The 16,833-nt window shown below is 58.1% G+C and carries 21 protein-coding genes; 13 read left to right on the forward strand and 8 right to left on the reverse strand.

Going from position 1 to position 16,833, the window contains the following annotated elements:
• Positions 1-63: 63 nt before the first annotated feature.
• Positions 64-933 (reverse strand): LysR substrate-binding domain-containing protein, encoded by an 870-nt coding sequence (locus tag ACORQT_RS12100; RefSeq protein ID WP_164057741.1) that lies wholly within the window; start codon positions 931-933, stop codon positions 64-66.
• A gap of 181 nt (positions 934-1,114) precedes the next feature.
• On the opposite strand from ACORQT_RS12100, the gene ACORQT_RS12105 reads away from it, so the two are divergent.
• The 7 genes from ACORQT_RS12105 (at position 1,115) to ACORQT_RS12135 (ending at position 7,595) form a co-directional block, all read left to right on the forward strand.
• On the forward strand, positions 1,115-2,287 hold the full coding sequence (locus ACORQT_RS12105) for an MFS transporter (RefSeq protein ID WP_232230781.1): 1,173 nt from the start codon (positions 1,115-1,117) through the stop codon (positions 2,285-2,287).
• A gap of 17 nt (positions 2,288-2,304) precedes the next feature.
• A complete protein-coding gene (locus ACORQT_RS12110; protein WP_232230782.1) occupies positions 2,305-3,447 on the forward strand; it encodes an NAD(P)/FAD-dependent oxidoreductase in 1,143 nt (380 codons plus the stop codon).
• 50 nt (positions 3,448-3,497) lie between these two features.
• Complete coding sequence (locus tag ACORQT_RS12115; RefSeq protein WP_156965098.1) at positions 3,498-3,914, forward strand: phosphotransferase; 417 nt, start codon at positions 3,498-3,500, stop codon at positions 3,912-3,914.
• A 23-nt stretch (positions 3,915-3,937) separates the two neighbouring features.
• Positions 3,938-4,273: a hypothetical protein gene (locus tag ACORQT_RS12120; protein ID WP_049866679.1), complete on the forward strand. Its 336-nt coding sequence runs from the start codon at positions 3,938-3,940 to the stop codon at positions 4,271-4,273.
• 233 nt (positions 4,274-4,506) lie between these two features.
• Complete coding sequence (locus tag ACORQT_RS12125; RefSeq protein ID WP_042784500.1) at positions 4,507-4,824, forward strand: cupin domain-containing protein; 318 nt, start codon at positions 4,507-4,509, stop codon at positions 4,822-4,824.
• 357 nt (positions 4,825-5,181) lie between these two features.
• On the forward strand, positions 5,182-5,973 hold the full coding sequence (locus tag ACORQT_RS12130) for an AraC family transcriptional regulator (RefSeq protein WP_033643079.1): 792 nt from the start codon (positions 5,182-5,184) through the stop codon (positions 5,971-5,973).
• Positions 5,974-6,059: 86 nt separating this feature from the next.
• Positions 6,060-7,595 (forward strand): phospholipase D family protein, encoded by a 1,536-nt coding sequence (locus ACORQT_RS12135; RefSeq protein ID WP_164057740.1) that lies wholly within the window; start codon positions 6,060-6,062, stop codon positions 7,593-7,595.
• On the opposite strand, the gene ACORQT_RS12140 is transcribed toward ACORQT_RS12135, so the two are convergent.
• Together ACORQT_RS12140 and ACORQT_RS12145 are read right to left on the reverse strand one after the other, a co-directional pair.
• Positions 7,576-7,932, reverse strand: coding sequence for a thioredoxin family protein (locus ACORQT_RS12140; RefSeq protein ID WP_049866680.1), 357 nt, complete (start codon positions 7,930-7,932; stop codon positions 7,576-7,578). The genes ACORQT_RS12135 and ACORQT_RS12140 overlap by 20 nt on opposite strands.
• Entirely contained in the window at positions 7,929-8,351 is a 423-nt protein-coding gene (locus tag ACORQT_RS12145) for an MAPEG family protein (RefSeq protein ID WP_042784503.1), read from the reverse strand. Before ACORQT_RS12145 ends, ACORQT_RS12140 begins: the two co-directional genes overlap by 4 nt.
• 186 nt (positions 8,352-8,537) lie before the next feature.
• On the opposite strand from ACORQT_RS12145, the gene ACORQT_RS12150 reads away from it, so the two are divergent.
• Positions 8,538-8,852 carry an ArsR/SmtB family transcription factor gene (locus tag ACORQT_RS12150; RefSeq protein WP_042784504.1) on the forward strand — a complete coding sequence of 105 codons (315 nt, stop codon included), beginning with the start codon at positions 8,538-8,540 and terminating at the stop codon, positions 8,850-8,852.
• Positions 8,853-8,882: 30 nt separating this feature from the next.
• Here the strand turns inward: ACORQT_RS12150 and ACORQT_RS12155 are convergent, their stop codons facing one another.
• On the reverse strand, positions 8,883-9,296 hold the full coding sequence (locus tag ACORQT_RS12155) for an energy transducer TonB (RefSeq protein WP_071883550.1): 414 nt from the start codon (positions 9,294-9,296) through the stop codon (positions 8,883-8,885).
• 293 nt (positions 9,297-9,589) lie between these two features.
• Here ACORQT_RS12155 and ACORQT_RS12160 point away from each other — a divergent pair, with 293 nt between their 5' ends.
• Complete coding sequence (locus ACORQT_RS12160; RefSeq protein ID WP_042784506.1) at positions 9,590-10,675, forward strand: NAD(P)-dependent alcohol dehydrogenase; 1,086 nt, start codon at positions 9,590-9,592, stop codon at positions 10,673-10,675.
• Between the two features lie 43 nt (positions 10,676-10,718).
• Here ACORQT_RS12160 and ACORQT_RS12165 read toward each other — a convergent pair whose 3' ends face one another.
• From ACORQT_RS12165 to ACORQT_RS12175, 3 genes are all read right to left on the reverse strand, one after another.
• Positions 10,719-11,660 (reverse strand): sugar phosphate isomerase/epimerase family protein, encoded by a 942-nt coding sequence (locus ACORQT_RS12165; protein WP_042784507.1) that lies wholly within the window; start codon positions 11,658-11,660, stop codon positions 10,719-10,721.
• A 10-nt stretch (positions 11,661-11,670) separates the two neighbouring features.
• Positions 11,671-12,846, reverse strand: a complete 1,176-nt coding sequence (locus ACORQT_RS12170; protein ID WP_042784508.1) for a Gfo/Idh/MocA family protein — start codon at positions 12,844-12,846, stop codon at positions 11,671-11,673.
• A 67-nt stretch (positions 12,847-12,913) separates the two neighbouring features.
• Positions 12,914-13,837, reverse strand: a complete 924-nt coding sequence (locus ACORQT_RS12175) for a substrate-binding domain-containing protein (protein WP_164058024.1) — start codon at positions 13,835-13,837, stop codon at positions 12,914-12,916.
• 318 nt (positions 13,838-14,155) lie between these two features.
• On the opposite strand from ACORQT_RS12175, the gene ACORQT_RS12180 reads away from it, so the two are divergent.
• From ACORQT_RS12180 to ACORQT_RS12195, 4 genes are all read left to right on the forward strand, one after another.
• On the forward strand, positions 14,156-15,166 hold the full coding sequence (locus ACORQT_RS12180) for a LacI family DNA-binding transcriptional regulator (RefSeq protein ID WP_042784511.1): 1,011 nt from the start codon (positions 14,156-14,158) through the stop codon (positions 15,164-15,166).
• A gap of 39 nt (positions 15,167-15,205) precedes the next feature.
• On the forward strand, positions 15,206-15,481 hold the full coding sequence (locus ACORQT_RS12185) for a hypothetical protein (protein ID WP_198036338.1): 276 nt from the start codon (positions 15,206-15,208) through the stop codon (positions 15,479-15,481).
• A 104-nt stretch (positions 15,482-15,585) separates the two neighbouring features.
• Positions 15,586-15,966 (forward strand): nuclear transport factor 2 family protein, encoded by a 381-nt coding sequence (locus ACORQT_RS12190; protein ID WP_197752097.1) that lies wholly within the window; start codon positions 15,586-15,588, stop codon positions 15,964-15,966.
• Positions 15,967-15,972: 6 nt separating this feature from the next.
• The gene (locus ACORQT_RS12195; RefSeq protein WP_269475222.1) at positions 15,973-16,095 is read left to right on the forward strand and encodes a hypothetical protein; all 123 of its coding nucleotides are present in this window, start codon (positions 15,973-15,975) and stop codon (positions 16,093-16,095) included.
• A 508-nt stretch (positions 16,096-16,603) separates the two neighbouring features.
• Here the strand turns inward: ACORQT_RS12195 and ACORQT_RS12200 are convergent.
• Positions 16,604-16,819: a hypothetical protein gene (locus tag ACORQT_RS12200; protein WP_089191760.1), complete on the reverse strand. Its 216-nt coding sequence runs from the start codon at positions 16,817-16,819 to the stop codon at positions 16,604-16,606.
• Between the last annotated feature and the right edge of the window lie 14 nt (positions 16,820-16,833).

Raw genomic sequence — 16,833 nt, forward strand, 5'->3', positions numbered from 1 at the left:
GGAAATCGCCGGCGATTCTCACCCAGGCGCAGGCCATGACTGTCCGTCAATGTCGTCACCCGGTCAGGCCTGGTAAGTGCGCAGCCAGGCGGCGAATGTTCTCACGACGTCATCGTCCCGGTCGCGCAGCAGCAGAGAATAGACGCCGGTTCGGATGGTCAGCGTCGGGAAAGGCGACACCAGTCGGCCGGACGACAGGTGTTTGGCGCAGAACAAATAAGGCACAACGGCCAGCCCCAGGCCGTCTTCGGCCGCCTGAATGGCGGCGAAGGTATGATCGAGCGTGAGCGGCGGCGGCGAAGCGTCCAGCGCCGTCGGATAAGCATTCAGCCAGCTGCGCCACAAATCTTCCCGGGCACGGATGCGGATGGCGGTATGCTCGCCAAGCGTGTCCGGCTCAATGACCGGTCTGGCGTGCAGATAGCTCTGGCTGCAGACCAGCAGGCTGTCTTCCTGCAGGAAAGGGATCGCTTTCAGCCCGGAGAAGTGCGCGGGATCGCGCCGGATCGCCACGTCAAACGGCGTATTGCGATCGACGGCGCCGATGCCGGTGGTGATATCAATCGCGACCCCCGGATGACGCTCATTGAATGCCGCCAGCTTCGGCATCAGCCAGTGCATGGTGAACGTCGGCAGGCTGTGCACCACCAGCCGCTGCTGGCCGGCGCTCGCTTTCAGCGCGCTCTCCGCAGCAAACAGTTCGCCGATGACCCGGGACGCGGTGCGGGAAAAGTTCTCACCGGCCTGCGTCAGCCGCACGGATTTGTGTCCGCGATAAAACAGCGTGATCCCCAGCTGTGCTTCGAGACTGCGAATATGGCGGCTGACCGCGCCGGTGGTGAGAAACAGCTCATCCGCAGCGGCGCTGAAGCTGCCGAGACGGGCGGCGGCTTCGAAAGCGGACAGGTGCGGCAGGGAGTGGATTTTTTTCATAGGTTGAGTCTAGCTCAACCAAATGGGGGAAGAAAGATCGTTTGTCAGCCTTTGATTTTGCTCACTATGATGAGGCATCTCCTTCTGATTGCTGAGTTTATGATGCGGATCTTTTGGCTATCGGTCATGCGTGTTAATGGCGTTATTCTCCCCCTGCGGTTGGCAGGGAGGCGGCGCTGAAATGCGGGCTTTTTATCTGCTTTGCGTGAGCCGGGCGGGTCTGTGTCTGGGCACCATGATGTTCGCCGGCGCGCTGCCGACCATCAGGAGCGAGTGGCAGCTCGACGCCGCTTCCGCCGGCACGGTGCAGACGGTGTTCAGCCTGACCAACGCCCTGGCGTTGCTGGTGGCTTCCTGGTGGTGTGATTCGTTGGGCGCCCGCCGGGTTTATCTGCTGTTCTCCTGGCTGGGTGCCGGTGCGCTGATGCTGTTCGCCGTATTTGCCCATTCTTATCTCAGCGCGTTGGTGTTGATGGCCTTCGTCGGTTTGACGCAGGGCGGGGCTTATACGCCGGCGCTGCTGTTGGCGATGGGGATGAACGGTCCGGCGCGGCGCGGTTATGCCATCGGCATGGTGCTGGCGGCCAGTTCGTTGGGGTATTTTCTGTCGGTTTTCATCGCCGGTTGGAGCGCCATGCGCTGGGGCGCCGGCGTGGCGTTTTCTCTGTGCGCCGCCGGTGCGTTACTGGGAGTGCTGGCGGGATCGTTGGCCCTGGTCGGTTATCGGGAACCGCAACCGCGCACGCTGGGGAGGAAGACGAAACGTGAAAGCTATGCTATCACCTACGCGACCCTGCTGTTGCTGATCGGGTATATCGCCCACAGCTGGGAACTGCTCGGCAACTGGGCCTGGGCGCCCAGCCTGGTCAGCGAGGCGTTGAGCGGTTTCTCTCTGGATCCGCTCAGCGCCGGATTGATCGTCGCGGCGGTGATCCACCTGGCCGGCATGATCGCCACGCTGATTGTCGGCACCGTTTCCGACTATTTCAATCGCGCGTCGGTGCTGATGTTTATGGGTGCCGCCGGCGCGTTGGGTTCGCTGCTGATGGGAGGGTCGGCGAACTGGGGGCCGTGCTGGACGCTGCTGCTCGTCAGCATCGGCAGTTTCTTTATTCTCGGCGACTCCGGCGTGCTGTCGGCCGCGATGGCGGACAACGTGCCGCCGCAACAGCTCGGCAGCGTGATGGGCTGGCGATCGTTGCTGGGGTTCGGCATCGGTTCGTTCGCCCCTTTCTCCTTTGGCGTGGTGATGGATACCACCCACAGTTGGGGCGCGTCTTATGCCGTATTGGCCTGCGGTGGCGGGGTAGCCTGTCTGGCGGCCTGCTTGCTTTGGCGACAACATTTGAAATGAGGTACGGACATCATTAAATGAATGGAACATCATCACGCATTGTTATCGTGGGCGCCGGGATTGTCGGGGCATCGATCGCCTATCATCTCGCGCGTCAGGGGCAGCGCGTTATCGTCGTTGAGCAGGCGTATCCCGCGGCGGGGGCCACAGGCAGCTCGTTCGGCTGGATCAGCGAAGGCGTGCCAGAGGGCGCTCCAGACGCGTTTCTGCGGCGCGAGATCGTGGCTGACTGGGTGCGGCTGACGCAGGAGATCCCGGCATTGTGGGTGAATTGGTCCGGCGCGCTCAGCTATGGTCAGGCGCCGGCGACGCAAAACCCCGGCAATCGGCGTCTGTCCTCCGCCGAGGTGATGGCGCTGGAGCCGGCGCTCGGGCGGCCCGATAGCCAGGCCTATTTTGCGGCGCGCGATGGCGCGGTCGATCCGCAAGAAGTGACACAGCGGCTGCTCGAACGGGTAGGCGCGTTGGGCGGCGAGTTGCTTCTGGGACGTGCGGTCAGCGGATTTCTGCGCGAGGCCGGTGGTCAGATAACCGGCATCGTTACCGAGGAGGGCGCGATCGCCGCCGAACGGGTAGTGCTCGCCTGCGGTACGGGGATCTCGGCGCTGCTGGACGGCAGCGAATTCTCGTTGCCGATCGAGGCGTCGCCGGCAATTTTGTTGCGCTATCACGCGGCGGCGCAGGCGGTGAACACGCTGATTGCGGGCGACGACATCGAAGTGCGTCATGCGCAAAATGGCGATCTGCTCGCGGCGGAGGATTATCCTGCGGGCGGCGATGTCAAACGCGTGGAAGAGGACGCGCGATCGGCGATTCAAAACCGCCTGCACGGCTCGGCGCCATTGCAACTGCAGGCGTGTTCGGTGGGGCTGCGCCCCAGGCCGCGCGACGGTTATCCTATCCTCGGGCCGCTGGGCGCCACCTGTCTCTATGTGGCGGTGATGCATCCGGCCGTGATGTGCGCTCCGACGTTGGGTCGGCTGGTCAGCGACGAGCTGTTGCACGGCGTTAATCCCGCCATTCCTCACGGTTACCGCCCGGCGCGATTTATTGATGATGGGGGTGAAGGGGGGATATCATCGCGATTGCCGGTCGGTTCGCGCTGGATACCGCGCAGCCGCCGCTCAGTCTTTATCCCTATGCGCCGGTTTATAAGATAGGGGAGCACGTCCTGAAGCGCACCCGTCCGACGTCGGGCGAAGCCCGGGCGCTGGCGGCGTATCTCACCGCGTTGCATCGTCAGGGCGTTGACGTCGTGGCGCCGACGGCCTGTCCGCAAGAGATAGCGGGCAGTATGTGGGTGGTTTATCCCTTTGTGGCGGGAGAAAAATATGCGGGCCGCGATGAGCAGATTATCGCGGCGGGCAGGCTGTTGGGAAGGATCCACGCGTTATCTTCGGCAGACAATAACGCCGGGCTGGCGGTTTATGACGAGTATGCACTGACTGAATACGATATCTCAGCGGATCTGGACGAGATCGCCAGTCATGCGGCAAGCCAGGGGCTGACGCTCGACATCGAGGCGCTAAAAACGCGTATGCTGCAGATTGCCGGGCGGCAGACGGCGCTTAGCGCACGGGATCTCCCTTGCGTGGAACGCCCTATGACTTTAAAGCCGATAATCTGATTTATGTCGCGCAGGATAGGCCAGTGCTGATCGACCCCGATAACGCGCTGTTTTTGCCGCGCGTGTTCGATCTGGCGCTGGTCCTGCTGCTGTTCCACAACGCACTGGACTCGGCGCCCGACCGCGTGTTCACCGTACGGGAATGGCGGCTGTTTTTGACGGGGTACGGTGAGTCTGTCGCGTTGACGGCCGGCGAAGTGCAAAGCTGGCATCAGGCGGTAGAGCATCTGTTTCTCGACGAAGTCCTGTGGCTGATGGCGGACTTTGCCGATGGCTGGCGCGATCCTCGGCAAACGGCGCTGTTCTTCTCTCTGATCGGGCTGCTGGATAATCTTTCCGACTACGGATTAACACCGTAATGCGCTCAACGTTGCAGTGGTTTTTTGCGCCGTTGGCGAGGCTCTTATATATTTATTAGCATGCCTGAGGCAGGTTAGGCATGAAGCGGTGGCCGTACAGGCCGCTGCAAGCACGACAGTTAATCCGTTCGCCAAGAGGCTGCGAGACGGTGCTTTCGGTAGGGACAGCCGCCAAACGTTTTTACGGCGACCGAAGGCGGAGCAGCTACTCACAGGTCACGAGGACACTTACCATGCATAAGAGAACACTGGCGTCACTGCATTACGAAAACATGCCTTACGATGGGGTGCGCTTTCATATTTTGAAACGGGAGACGCCGGGCCATACGGCGTTGCTGAAGCTGGATGCGGGCAGCCGACAACCGGCGCGTTTTCATCCGGGATGGGTGAAACTGATGGTGCTGAGCGGTGAACTGAAGGTTGACGAGCAGACGCTGCAACCTCATGAGATGTTAATCATTCCTGCCAATACCGCCTATACGGTAGAGGCCATAACGGAAGTGATTTGTCTGGCAATTTCCGAGCTGGACGGCGCCGAACTGGCCCGTTGACGTATTGACAAGAAGGGATAGCGGAGAGCCTAGGCGCTCTCCCTATCCATTCAGCATTGAGCCGCCCCCCAGGCTAAGCTACCTGCTGACTAGGCATAAACCTCCTGATTCAATCCACCGCGCTTTCCCTTTCCATCACTTTCGGCCTCCGTCGCCCCCGCAACGTTGCCGCCATTGTGCAGCGCATGCACAATGTCATCGCCCCGTTACCACGCAGAACGATGAAATGTGGGTGTCATAGTGAGTTTATTCGCATAAGGCCCCTGGTGTGGCTTGCGAGAACGTCACTATATGGAGGATCATGCGGCCTCTCTATCAAATAAAAGACATTCGCGTTATCAAAAGGGACAAACGACCATGGGATTCGAAGTCGACAACGCCGAAACGAAACGCATCAACCTGAGCAGCCACGAGAATTCCTCGTTCGAGGTGACAGGGCTGGTGAAACACTATCCGGCAGGCTTTGTCGTTCCTTTCCACTCGCATAAACGTTGCCATTTGCTCTATTCGCAACAGGGAGTGATGGCGGTCGAGGCGGGCAGCGGGCGTTGGATCGTGCCGCCAACCACCGCGGTCTGGCTGCGGCCGGGGGTGGAGCATCAGTTGGTCATGCAGAGCAATATCTGCGTTTACGGGATTTTTGTCGATGAATTCACCGCCGCGCGGTTGCCGTTGCGCGACGGCGTTTTGCAGGTGTCACCGCTGCTGCGGGAGCTGATTGCCCAACTGGCGACGCTGGCACCCGAGGGCGAGGAAACCAAACGCCACGCGCTGCTCAGAGCGCTGTTCCTCGAGGAACTGAGCCTGCAGCCGCAGCTGGCGCTGCATCTCCCCTGGCCGATGGAAGCGAGAATGGCCGCCATTTGCCGGCAGTTGGTCATCACGCCGGCCGACGATCGCGGCATTGAGATCTGGGCAGATTCACTGTCGATCAGCGCGAAAACCTTCCAGCGTCACTTTACTCAACAAACCGGCATCACCTTTGGCCAGTGGAAACAGCGTCTGCGGCTGCTGTCGTCCATTCCGCTGCTGTTGGCCGGCCACTCCATCATACACGCCGCTTTCGAAAGCGGTTATGAGAGCCACAGCGCCTATTCGGTGGCGTTTAAAAAACTGTTTGGCGTTTCGCCTTCGCGCTTTACGCTATAGCCGTATTGCAGAGCGCGCTTCTCCTATAGATTGAAGCAACCTAATGACGTATAAAGCAAAGCAGTCAACCTCCGAGGCCGCTTCCCGTGATAAAAATTGTCGTGTACCTGATTATCGCCGTGACGATCGCCATTATTGCGGCAAGAGTCATCTTTCGTTTGCCGGATATTTCGCAGCGTCTGCCGCAGGCGGCATTGCCGGCGGATCCTGCCGCGCTATTGCCGGCGCGGGCCGCCGAACAGATGGCGGCGCATCCCGGCCTGAGCGGCGTGGTGCCGCTGGTCAGCGGCCACGATGCGTTCGCCAGCCGCCTGGCGTTGGCGCGGATGGCGGAAAGGTCGATCGATGCCCAGTACTATATCTGGCATAACGACACCTCCGGGCAGATCTTGCTGAAAACCCTGTATGACGCGGCTCAACGCGGCGTGCGTGTGCGGCTGCTGCTGGACGATAACGGCGTTGCCATGGATGAGACGCTGGCGGCGCTGAACGCGCAGAAAAACGTTGAGATCCGTCTGTTCAACCCGTCTACCGTGCGTACGCCGAAGCTGGCCGGTTACGCCTTCGACTTTATGCGCATGAACCGGCGCATGCATAACAAGTCCTACATCGTCGACGGCGCCGTGGCGATCATCGGCGGCCGCAACATTGGCGATGAGTATTTCCAGATCGGCGACGAGAACTATTTCCTCGATCTCGACGTGTTGAGCGTCGGCAGCGTGGTGGCGGAGACCGCCGATGTCTTCGATCGCTACTGGAACAGCGCCTCGGTATTCGGCGTTGAGCAAATTATCCGGGGCCAGGGCAACCTCTCGGCATTCCTGTCGCAGGCCGCCGCAACCGAAACCAGCGAGCGCGCCCGTAAATTGGCGGTGCAGCTGGAAACCAGTGCGGTGCGCTTTCGCGATGGCGCCGTGCAGCCGGAATTCACCCAGGTAGAGCTGGTGGCCGACGATCCGGCGAAGGGATTGGGCAAAGCGTCGCGCGATCGCTTGATGGTGACGCAGCTGGGCAAGATCATCGGCGGCGTCAGCCGGCAATTGGATCTGGTCTCCGCCTATTTCGTGCCGGGGCGGGAAGGGGCAACCTTCTTTGAATCGCTCGCCAAGCAGGGAAAATCCATCCGCGTGCTGACCAACGCGATGAACACCACCGACGTGCTGGTGGTCCACGCCGGCTACGCCAAATACCGGCGTGAGCTGCTGCAGGCGGGCGTCGAGCTGTTCGAGCTGAAGCTGCGCGCCGGGCAACCGACGGGGCGCAAGGAACTCAAGCCGCTGGGGCTGTCCGGTGCGGCGCTGCATGCTAAAACCTTCGCCATCGATGACAAACGGGTGTTTATCGGCTCGTTCAATTTCGATCCGCGCTCGGCGCACCTGAACTGCGAAATGGGATTCTTGATCGATAGCCCGTCGCTGGCGGCCGACACCCGCCAACTGTTTGATGGCCCGCTCGAATACGCCGCCTATCGGCCGGTATTGACGCCCGAAGGCAAAATGGTGTGGAAAGAAGCCTTCGAAGACGGCCACACCGAGGTGCACCAGCAAGAACCCGGCGCCGGCTGGGTAAAACGCATCGTTCTTACCGTGGCCGGCTGGCTGCCTATCGAGTGGATGCTGTAACGCCGGCGAAGGCCGTCGCCACCCGGTGTAACAGCCGTTGCAAGGGAATCTCGCCCGCGATGATTGCGATGAGGCGCGCATCCTCAAACAGGGCGAGGGAGGGCGCGGATTTGATGCCGAACGCAGGGGCGACCGTCGGCGCCTGCGCGACGTCAATGCGGCCGAAGGCGATCTCGTTGGCGTGACGGTGCAGCTGTTCAACGATCCCCTGCATATTCTGACAAGGGCGGCACCAGGAGGCGGAAAAGTAGAGGATGGCCCGCTGCCCCTCGGGTTTGTCTGCGTCATAGAGGAAACGGGTCACCTCATGGGGCTCTGCCAGGTTCGTGATCGTCATGGCAGGCTCCTGACGATCTCTATCCCCATCCAAATCATCGTGACGATTTGCGTGAAAAAGAAAGCGAAGCGCCAGGTGGCGACTTTCTCCGTCTGCTCGAAACCGATGTGAACCAGACTCTGCGCCATGCGCGCGCCGAGCAGGGCCAGAGACAAGACATTCAGCGTCGTGCTTTCCACCTGAAATACGGCTATCGCTACAACGAGGGCGGTATAAACCGGCAAATTTTCAATGCAGTTGCGATGCGCCGCAATGGCGCGCTGGTAGCCATCGCTGCCCTGCGGTTTGTTCGCTTGCCATTCGCTGACCGTGGCGCGGCCGGTTAAAATTCGGGACCAGCGATAAACGCCGACGGTGCCTAATAGAATCAATAATGTCCAGCCGGCAAACGCCAGCAACACCAGGGTTGGCATATTCATAACGCATTCTCACTTGTGTTGGGAAAGAGCCTGCGGCCTCAGGGAGAGCCGCTCGGCTTGAATACAAGGCTATATTAGAATTGTATAAATTAGCAATAACTAATTTAACAGGTACTAATGTAATGCTGTGCCGGCGCCTGAAAGCCGCTATAATGCGGCTGAATGATGACGGGGCCGTGATTGACCATGAATGCAAAAGCTAAGCAGGATCCCTTTTTGAATGAAGGGGCGATTGAGGCCGCCAGGCTGTTGAAAGCGATAGGCAACGAACACCGTTTGCTGGTGCTTTGCCTGCTATTGAAACACGATGAGATTGCCGTGGGGGAGCTTCAACAGTTGGTGCCGCTCAGCCAATCGGCGCTGTCGCAGCACCTGGCGAAAATGCGCAATGAAGGTCTGGTAACGTACCGACGCGAAGCGCAAACCCTGTTTTACCGTATCGATAACCCAAACGTGGCGAAAGTGATCGCCACGCTCAGAGAGATTTACGCGCCGAAGTGAACAGGGTGTTGATCGCCGGCCGAGATTCGCTTATCGGTTGGTTTCTGCATCACCAGAGAGTTTAAAAGTAAACAATGCCGTTTCATGAATGCGGCCCGGTATCCAGCAGCTGCGTGCAATGGCGCTTTTGGTGTCGCGATAGAACTCTGGAGTGCCCGTCAGCACGATATTTCTGGCTTTACCCTTATCATCAACATCAAACGTTGCGCTCACTTCGCCTTCGCGTTTTTCTGCCTTCGCAGAGGCGGAATAGTGCGGCCGCTCATAAAAAACTTGTCCGTCGCATCCCAGGTTAGGCGGTTGCTTTGCCGTTGGAACATCGCTGCCTGCACGCCAGGCATAAACGCAATCATTCACCGCACTGGCTTTTTCACAGCCATCGGGTTGCATTGGCGCGCAGCCGGCGAGTGCCAGACCAAGCGCGAGAAGGGTGAATCGTGGCATTGCGTTCCCTGCATGATTTATCACTCAGATAACGCATATTTTCCCTCAGCCTGGGGTATTTAGAAAGAGAAATTATGCAACGTCTGTCAATGTAAAGCGGCCGTGTTTTTCATCAGGGTGATAAAGCGGATTTCACTGGACGTCATATTATTTAATTATATTTTTAATATTATTCACTGGCAGCTATTACTGGTGATTTTAATTATATCGGAAGGTATTAAAATCGGAAAAAACGGTCTATTGGATTATTCTTTTCTGTAACCACTTCGACAGAAACCAAAGGATCTTCCGCTATGCGCATGATGAAAGCCGCTGCCTTTATCGAAAAGGGCCGGATAGAACTTGTTGAAAAACCTATTCCTTCTCCTGGCCCCAATGATGCTTTGCTCAAAATAACCACGACGACGATCTGCGGCACGGATATTCATATCCTCAAAGGGGAATATGCGGTACCTCGTCTGCTGACCATTGGCCATGAGCCGGTCGGCATTATAGAAAAATTAGGAAGTAATGTTAAAGGCTTTCAAGAGGGACAGCGGGCATTGGCTGGGGCTATTTGTCCCTCATTCACCTCCTATTCTTGTCAGGGCGGTTTTCCCGCGCAGGACGGTTCTTATTTGCCCGAATGTCGTTGCCATGGATATAAAGCCACGGCGGGATGGCGCTTCGGCAACGTTATCGACGGCACCCAGGCTGAATATGTATTGGTGCCTGATGCTGAAGCCAATCTGGCGCCCATACCTGATAATCTGACGGATGAACAGGTGCTGATGTGTCCGGATGTGATGTCTACCGGATTCAAAGGGGCGGAAAACGCCAACATTAAAATTGGCGATACGGTGGCCATTTTCGCTCAAGGCCCGATCGGTTTATGCGCCACAGCGGGCGCTCGCCTGCAGGGCGCGAGCCTGATTATTGCCATCAGCAGCTCTCCTGAGAAGCTGATGATGGCGGGAAAGATGGGGGCAAACGTGTTGCTGAATTACAAGGAAACCGATGTGATTGATGAAATATTCAAGATTACGGCAGGGCGCGGTGTTGACGCCAGCATCGAGTGTTTGGGGACGCAAACCACCTTTAATCAGGCGCTGCGTGTCTTAAAACCCGGTGGGACCCTGTCGAGCCTTGGCGTCTATAGTGACGATATTCAATTGCCCGTAGAGGCGTTTGCCTATGGGTTGGGCGATCATACGATTCGGTCGGCTCTGTGCCCCGGCGGCAAGGAGCGAATGCGCAGAATGATGAACGTGATTCAGCATGGCAGTTTGGATCTCACGCCGTTCGTGACGCATCGTTTTCGGCTGGAGAATATTGTCGAGGCTTACCGCCTGTTCTCTGAAAAGCGCGATGGCGTGATTAAGTTGGCGATAACCCCGTAACGTGATGAACTCTGCGCAGCGGCCGTGGCCGCCGCGCAGGGGGTTATTGACTGATCGTCTGCTGCAGCGCCTGAACGGAAGAGGCGATGCCGGCATCGACCGACATGGTCAGGTCTTCCATTTCCAGCGACACCCAGTCGTTGTAGCCCATCATGCGTACCACCGAGAAGAATTCCTTCCACCACTGCAGATCCCTGCCGCAGCCGACGGCGACATAGTTCCAGGCCCGGCCGGCTACGTCGTCGATCGGTTTGGTCTCCAGCAGCCCGTTAACCTCGACGACGCCGCGCTCAAGGCGTACGTCTTTGCCGTGCACATGGTGAATGGCGGGCCCAAGGGCGCGGGCCACCGCGATGGGATCTGCGCCCATCCAGATCAAGTGGCTGGGATCGAGGTTCAGACCCACCATAGGGCCAACGGCCGCGCGCAGCCGGAACAACGTTTCCGGATTCCACACCAGCATGGCGCTGAAGTTTTCCAGCGCAAAGCGCTCGACGCCGCACGCTTTGGCCTGGGTGACCAGCGCCTGCCAATAGGGGATCGCCACTTCGTTCCATTGATAGTCCAAACAGTTTTTCACCGTCGGCGGCCAGCTGACGGTATAAGTGATCCAGTTGGGGATGGTGTCATGCGAGCTGGCCGGGGGCAGGCCGCTCATCATGACGATCTTTTTCACCCCCAACAGGCCGGCCAGCTCCAGCGTATTGTCGGTTTGCCGCAGATGACGCTGCCCCAGCTCGCCCGGATCGAGCGGATTGCCGGAGACATTGAGCGCGGCGATCTCCATGCCGCGGCTGGCCAGGGCCTGCTGCAGCTGCCGGCGTTTGGCCGGGTTGGCCAGCAGATCGTCGGTATCCAGATGGGGCGCCGGAGACCAGCCGCCGGTGGTCATTTCCACGCCGCGCACCCCCAGCTCCAGCAACCGATCCAGCATCGGCTCGAAGGGTAAATGGCCCAGGCTGTCGGTACAGAATGAAAGTTTCATGATGCTTTCCTTATCGGTAATTGACCCAGGTGGCGCCGTTGTCGGCGGAACGAACGCAGTTTTCAATCCAGCGCACGCCTTCTAACCCGGCATCGATATCCGGATAGATCAGCGTGGCCAGCGTTTGCCGATCGCCGCGCTGGCTGGCGCTGATGGCGATGGCGAACTTGAGGTAAATATTGGCCCAGGATTCGGCCAGGCCTTCGGTATGCAGCGCGCCGAGCCGCTCTTCGGCCAGCGCGCTGTCGTCCAGATAGGGCATGCCATGGTGCAGCGTTTGGTTGGGCCGCCCCTGGATCTCATAGCGCAATTCGCCGGGCGTGGAATCGCTCCATTGCAGGCTGGCGCGTGCGCCCACCACGCGAATGCTTTGGCTGTCCATCGCGCCCGCGTTGATGGCGGAGGCCCACATGCGGCCGACGGCGCCGTTTTCGTAGTGCATCAGCACCATGGCATTGTCTTCCAGCGGGGCGCGGGAAGGGATAAAGCTCTGGCGATCGCACAGCAGGGAGGCAATCTTCATGTCGGGCATGACCAGCTGTGAGATGTAGAAGGTGTGGGTAGAAATGTCGCCCAGCACAAAGGAGGGGCCGGCGATTTTCGGATCGACGCGCCACTTTTGCGCCTCGAACGTGTCCGCGCTTTCGTTGGCGTTGAAGCCATGGGTGTACTGCAATTCGACCATGCGTATTTCGCCGATGTCGCCGTTCGCGATCATGGCGCGCATCTGCATCAGCAGCGGATGCCCGGAGAAGCCGTAGGTTACGCCGACGATCAGGCCTTTCTCCGCTGCCAGCGCCTTGATTTCTCTCGCCTCCGCCGTAGTGAAGAACAGCGGTTTTTCGCAGATGACATGCAGGCCGGCATTCAGCGCGGCGCGCGTGATTTCATAGTGGGTGCCGTTAGGGGTGGCGATGGTCACCACCTCAACGCCATCTTCGCGGTTGGCCTCTTGTTTCAGCAACTGCTGATAGTCGTCATAGCAGCGTTCAGCGGGCACGCCGAGATTGACGCCAAACTCACGCCCGCGCGCCGCGTCGATATCAAAAGCGCCGGCAACCAGCCGATAGGCGGTATTGTCGCGCAGTGCGCCGGAACGGTGCTTGTAGCCCACCTGACTGAGGCGGCCGCCGCCGATCATCGCCCAACGCAGCGGGCGAGGGATGCTTCTTTCACCATTTAACATGCTGACTCCTGATACTGTGGCTTTGCACTCGGGTGCAAAGTGGGTTGAAAAAGAGAGTGGCAACGGTTTATTTCTGGTTCATTTGCGCAAATTGCGGGTAGTTTTCTCGCGTCACGGTGGCATAAGGCACCCAGTTGTAAGACTCGGTTTTGGCGTGATCCAACATCGCTCGGGTCACTTGCACCGCGCCGATCGCCTGGGCTTTGGCATCCTGGAAAATGGTCACCGCCAGGTCGCCGTTTTTGATAAATTGCAGGCCGTCGGGCGTGCCATCGATACCGGCAACCAGTACGCCGTTCTTTTTGGCCTGCTTCAGCGCCATGATCGCGCCGATGGCCATCTCATCGTTGTTGGCGGCGATCGCATCGATCGGTACGCCGTTCAGCAACCAGCCGGAGACCACGTCGACCGCTTCATTGCGTTGCCATTTCGCAGTCTGTTTCTCTACCACTTTCAGCTCTTTGTGTTTGGCGATCACCGCTTCCACCGCGCGGGTGCGCTCGCGGGTTTCTTCGTTGGAGAGGGCGCCCATCAGGATCGCCACGTTGCCGCGGTAATTCATTTTTTTCGCCAGGGCCTCCATCTGCAGGTGGCCGCTGAGCGCCGAATCGGAGCCGACGTAGGCCGTCGCGCCGCTCAGCGGCACTTCGGGTTTGCGGTTGACGAAGATAAGGGGGATAGCGGCGCGTTGGGCGGCCGCTATCATCGGCTGAACGCCTTGCGTATCGACCGGGTTAAGGATAATGGCGCCCACGCCCTGATTAATCAGATCGTCAACCTGCTGCACCTGCAGGGCGACATCGCCTTTGGCATCAACGAACTGGCCTTGCAGCTGCTGCGCAACCAGTTCCCGCGCCATTTGGATGCGCAGGATGGAGACGAAGTTGAGATCGAAGTTGGCCAACGCCACGCCGACCTGGTAGCTCTTGGCCTGGGCGGTCACGACAAACAGCGAGCAGGCTAACATCAACAACAGTCTGGTTTTTTTCATTACGGTATCCTGTTGAGAAGAGAGGTGTTATGTAAAATCAGTTCTTTTGCAACCGGGTGCAAAGCAAGAGACAAAACGGCGATGAGTCTCTGAATGCCACCGTGAATGTCGGCCATGGATAAAATTTGGTCAACAGGGGAAAGGTGAAAACAGCGCGGACGATCACAAACTCTTTATGTTTTGCACCCGGTTGCATAACAAATTGCAATCGGGTGCAAAAACGGGACATAATCGCAGCAGGTATGCCGGCAGGCGCTTAGGGGATCTGAGCGAGCAGGGTTATAGTGTGACTTCACCGAAGCAGGGATCGACGCAACCATGACGAAACACCACAAAGCCACCGCCAGCGACGTCGCCGAAAAGGCCGGCGTCTCTAAATGGACGGTATCGCGCGCCTTTACGCCCGGTGCGTCGATCTCAGACAACGCGCGTGAAAGCGTGTTGGCGGCGGCGGCCGAGCTGGGCTATCGACCCAATCTGCTGGCGCGCAGCCTGTCGCAAAAACGCACGCACATCATCGGCGTGGCCATCGACGAGATGAAGAACCCGCATTCGATGATGATGCTCGATATGGTCACCAAACAGCTGCAAGCCCGCGGCTATATGGCGCTGCTGCTGAACATCACCGCCGGGGAAAACTACCGGGCGGTGATGGCGATGGCCGATCAGCTGCAGGTCGATGGCATTCTGTTCCTGGCGACGGTGTTAACCCAAGAGTGGGCGGCGATCGCGCAAGATCTGCATCAGATCCCGCTGGTGCAGGTATGCCGCAATACGGAAAGTGAACATATCGATGTGGTCAATATCGACGGCTATCGTGCCGGCGAAGAGATCGCCGCGCTGCTGATAGAACAAGGTCATCGCCGCTTTGGCTATATGAAGGGGCCGGATACGCAAAGCAGCCATTTGCTGCGCATGGAAGGCTACCGCGATAGGCTGATAACCTCTGGCTTTCAGCTGGATCGGGTGCTCACGGCTGGCCACTACGATCGCCAACGCGGTTTCCAGCTGATGAGCGAATACCTTCAGGCAACGCCGGAAAGCGAGCGGGTTGAGGCGCTGTTCTGCGAGAACGACGTGTTGGCGCTGGGGGCGCTCGAAGCGCTCAGGCAAGTGGCACCGTCGTCTTCGATGGCCGTGGTAGGTTTCGACGATATCGACGAGGCCGGATCAGCCAACTGGGCGCTGACCAGCTACAGCCAACGCATCGATCGGCTGGTCGAGGAGGCCTTGAATCGCCTGATCGACAATCGCGCCACGGCAGACGACGCCTGGCGGCATGGGGAATTGCGGGTTCGGCGGTCGCATTTGGCTGGGAAACCGGCGTAAGGATTTCTTTTTGTGTGACACTGTCACTATTGAGGCTTGATGAGAGCACATCGAGATGGAAAGAAGAAACTCTATAGAAGAGAAAGCGTTGCATCCAGAGGCCCCATCGCCAGCGGTGGCGAGTACCGCTGGGGGCGCCATGGCAAACAGGCGGACGATGAGCCGTTGCCGCTGCGTGAAAGTATGCATGGGCGGATACAACATGGCATGGATTACACGCCGCTATTTCAATTTTTGCTCAGTAAAGTGGGCCAACCCTGGAATGAAGTACACAGTGAAGCGATTAGTCGGTTGGATAAAGAAGCGCCTATTTGAGAAGGAATCCTGGGAATAGTCAGGTTTCACGAGAGTCATTCTGGTGTAGATTGACTGCCGAAGTTTGCCAGATTTCACGTAGCGCGATCAAAAAGGAGGGCATTTTGACGCATTCTGCAAAGTTGTTTAGCCAAATCCAGACGCTTGAGGTTGAACTGCATCAGCCATCGGTGCGCCGCGATCCGCAGCGCGTCGCGGCATTGCTGCATGAAGACTTTGAAGAGATTGCTCGCTCAGGTCTGCGTTATGACAAACGCCAGACCGTTGCGGCGCTGGAAATGGAAACTGAGCATCCGCAGATTGTTGCCGAAGGTTTTACGCTGGCGAAAATCAGTGAAAGCGCCGTGTTGCTGACGTATAAGAGTTTTCAACGCAACGCGCAGGGCAACGCCATTCGTTGCACAGAACGGTCGTCGATTTGGATGCTGACGGAAAAGGCCGGTTGGCAAATGCGGTTTCATCAGGGCACACCGACCGAGGATTAAACTGAGGTGCTGAAACTGAACGGGCTGATGATGGGCTTAAACATAAAAAAGGTTAGCAGCCTGATAAGGCTTGAAGGTGAGGTGAGAAAGGACGGCCAGGCTAACGGCGGTGCGTACCCAATGATGTAATTTAACATAATATACATTATGCGCACTCATGTGGTTATACGTGGATTCTGGCGTCCTGGCTTGATCATGGGTTTTCTCCTGTGGCCAACCATTTCAACGCCCGTTGCTCATGCCGTTGAACGAATTCGTTTTTCAGCTGGTCTTAAGCCGTCGAGTTTTCGCTGCAGGCTTCATTGCCATTGCCGCTTATTGCTGAGCGACACCATGATGCTTGCGCAAAAAATCTCTGAACACCCAATGCCTGTCGCCTGTTCACTTCCTGCAGTAAATGCATGCACGTGAGGCGTGCGCTTGCCGCTTCCCAGGATTTCGTCACTTGGCGTTCCAACGCCGCTTAACCTCCCAGCAAAATTATCAATCGTTGGTTTGGCCGCCAGCCAACTCTGCCGATGTGATGGACTGCCGTTAACACGCCAGCCAGTATCTCGCGAAGTTTCAGCTTTATCACGTTCCACCCACTGAGGATCATAGATAAATGCGTTCTGCCATTAATGATGACCGGACATGCTTATAGCGACACATCTCTGCGGATATTGAGGCGAAATCCCCCCGCTTTTTTGATCGCGCTACGTAAAATCTGATAAAACATGGCTACTGCGACACTGCAGATTTCACCAAAACGCGCCATAAAAATGAACAACTTCTGCCTGCCAAATGCGTACTGGCGTTCGTCTTCACCGTTTCCGGTGGCCTTCATGGCGTTGGCTATACTGAATGGGAACATTCTTCCACACTCCA

The organism is Serratia sp. (in: enterobacteria), assembly GCF_052400455.1.
Classification (GTDB): domain Bacteria; phylum Pseudomonadota; class Gammaproteobacteria; order Enterobacterales; family Enterobacteriaceae; genus Serratia; species Serratia ureilytica.

Excerpts from the sequence above, each read along its gene's own strand:
- ACORQT_RS12100 (WP_164057741.1), bottom strand. The coding sequence starts at position 933 with ATGAAAAAAATCCACTCCCTGCCGCACCTGTCCGCTTTCGAAGCCGCC.
- ACORQT_RS12105 (WP_232230781.1), top strand. The coding sequence starts at position 1,115 with ATGCGGGCTTTTTATCTGCTTTGCGTGAGCCGGGCGGGTCTGTGTCTG.
- ACORQT_RS12110 (WP_232230782.1), top strand. The coding sequence starts at position 2,305 with ATGAATGGAACATCATCACGCATTGTTATCGTGGGCGCCGGGATTGTC.
- ACORQT_RS12125 (WP_042784500.1), top strand. The coding sequence starts at position 4,507 with ATGCATAAGAGAACACTGGCGTCACTGCATTACGAAAACATGCCTTAC.
- ACORQT_RS12130 (WP_033643079.1), top strand. The coding sequence starts at position 5,182 with ATGGGATTCGAAGTCGACAACGCCGAAACGAAACGCATCAACCTGAGC.
- ACORQT_RS12140 (WP_049866680.1), bottom strand. The coding sequence starts at position 7,932 with ATGACGATCACGAACCTGGCAGAGCCCCATGAGGTGACCCGTTTCCTC.
- ACORQT_RS12145 (WP_042784503.1), bottom strand. The coding sequence starts at position 8,351 with ATGAATATGCCAACCCTGGTGTTGCTGGCGTTTGCCGGCTGGACATTA.
- ACORQT_RS12150 (WP_042784504.1), top strand. The coding sequence starts at position 8,538 with ATGAATGCAAAAGCTAAGCAGGATCCCTTTTTGAATGAAGGGGCGATT.
- ACORQT_RS12155 (WP_071883550.1), bottom strand. The coding sequence starts at position 9,296 with ATGCCACGATTCACCCTTCTCGCGCTTGGTCTGGCACTCGCCGGCTGC.
- ACORQT_RS12160 (WP_042784506.1), top strand. The coding sequence starts at position 9,590 with ATGCGCATGATGAAAGCCGCTGCCTTTATCGAAAAGGGCCGGATAGAA.
- ACORQT_RS12165 (WP_042784507.1), bottom strand. The coding sequence starts at position 11,660 with ATGAAACTTTCATTCTGTACCGACAGCCTGGGCCATTTACCCTTCGAG.
- ACORQT_RS12170 (WP_042784508.1), bottom strand. The coding sequence starts at position 12,846 with ATGTTAAATGGTGAAAGAAGCATCCCTCGCCCGCTGCGTTGGGCGATG.
- ACORQT_RS12175 (WP_164058024.1), bottom strand. The coding sequence starts at position 13,837 with ATGAAAAAAACCAGACTGTTGTTGATGTTAGCCTGCTCGCTGTTTGTC.
- ACORQT_RS12180 (WP_042784511.1), top strand. The coding sequence starts at position 14,156 with ATGACGAAACACCACAAAGCCACCGCCAGCGACGTCGCCGAAAAGGCC.
- ACORQT_RS12185 (WP_198036338.1), top strand. The coding sequence starts at position 15,206 with ATGAGAGCACATCGAGATGGAAAGAAGAAACTCTATAGAAGAGAAAGC.
- ACORQT_RS12200 (WP_089191760.1), bottom strand. The coding sequence starts at position 16,819 with ATGTTCCCATTCAGTATAGCCAACGCCATGAAGGCCACCGGAAACGGT.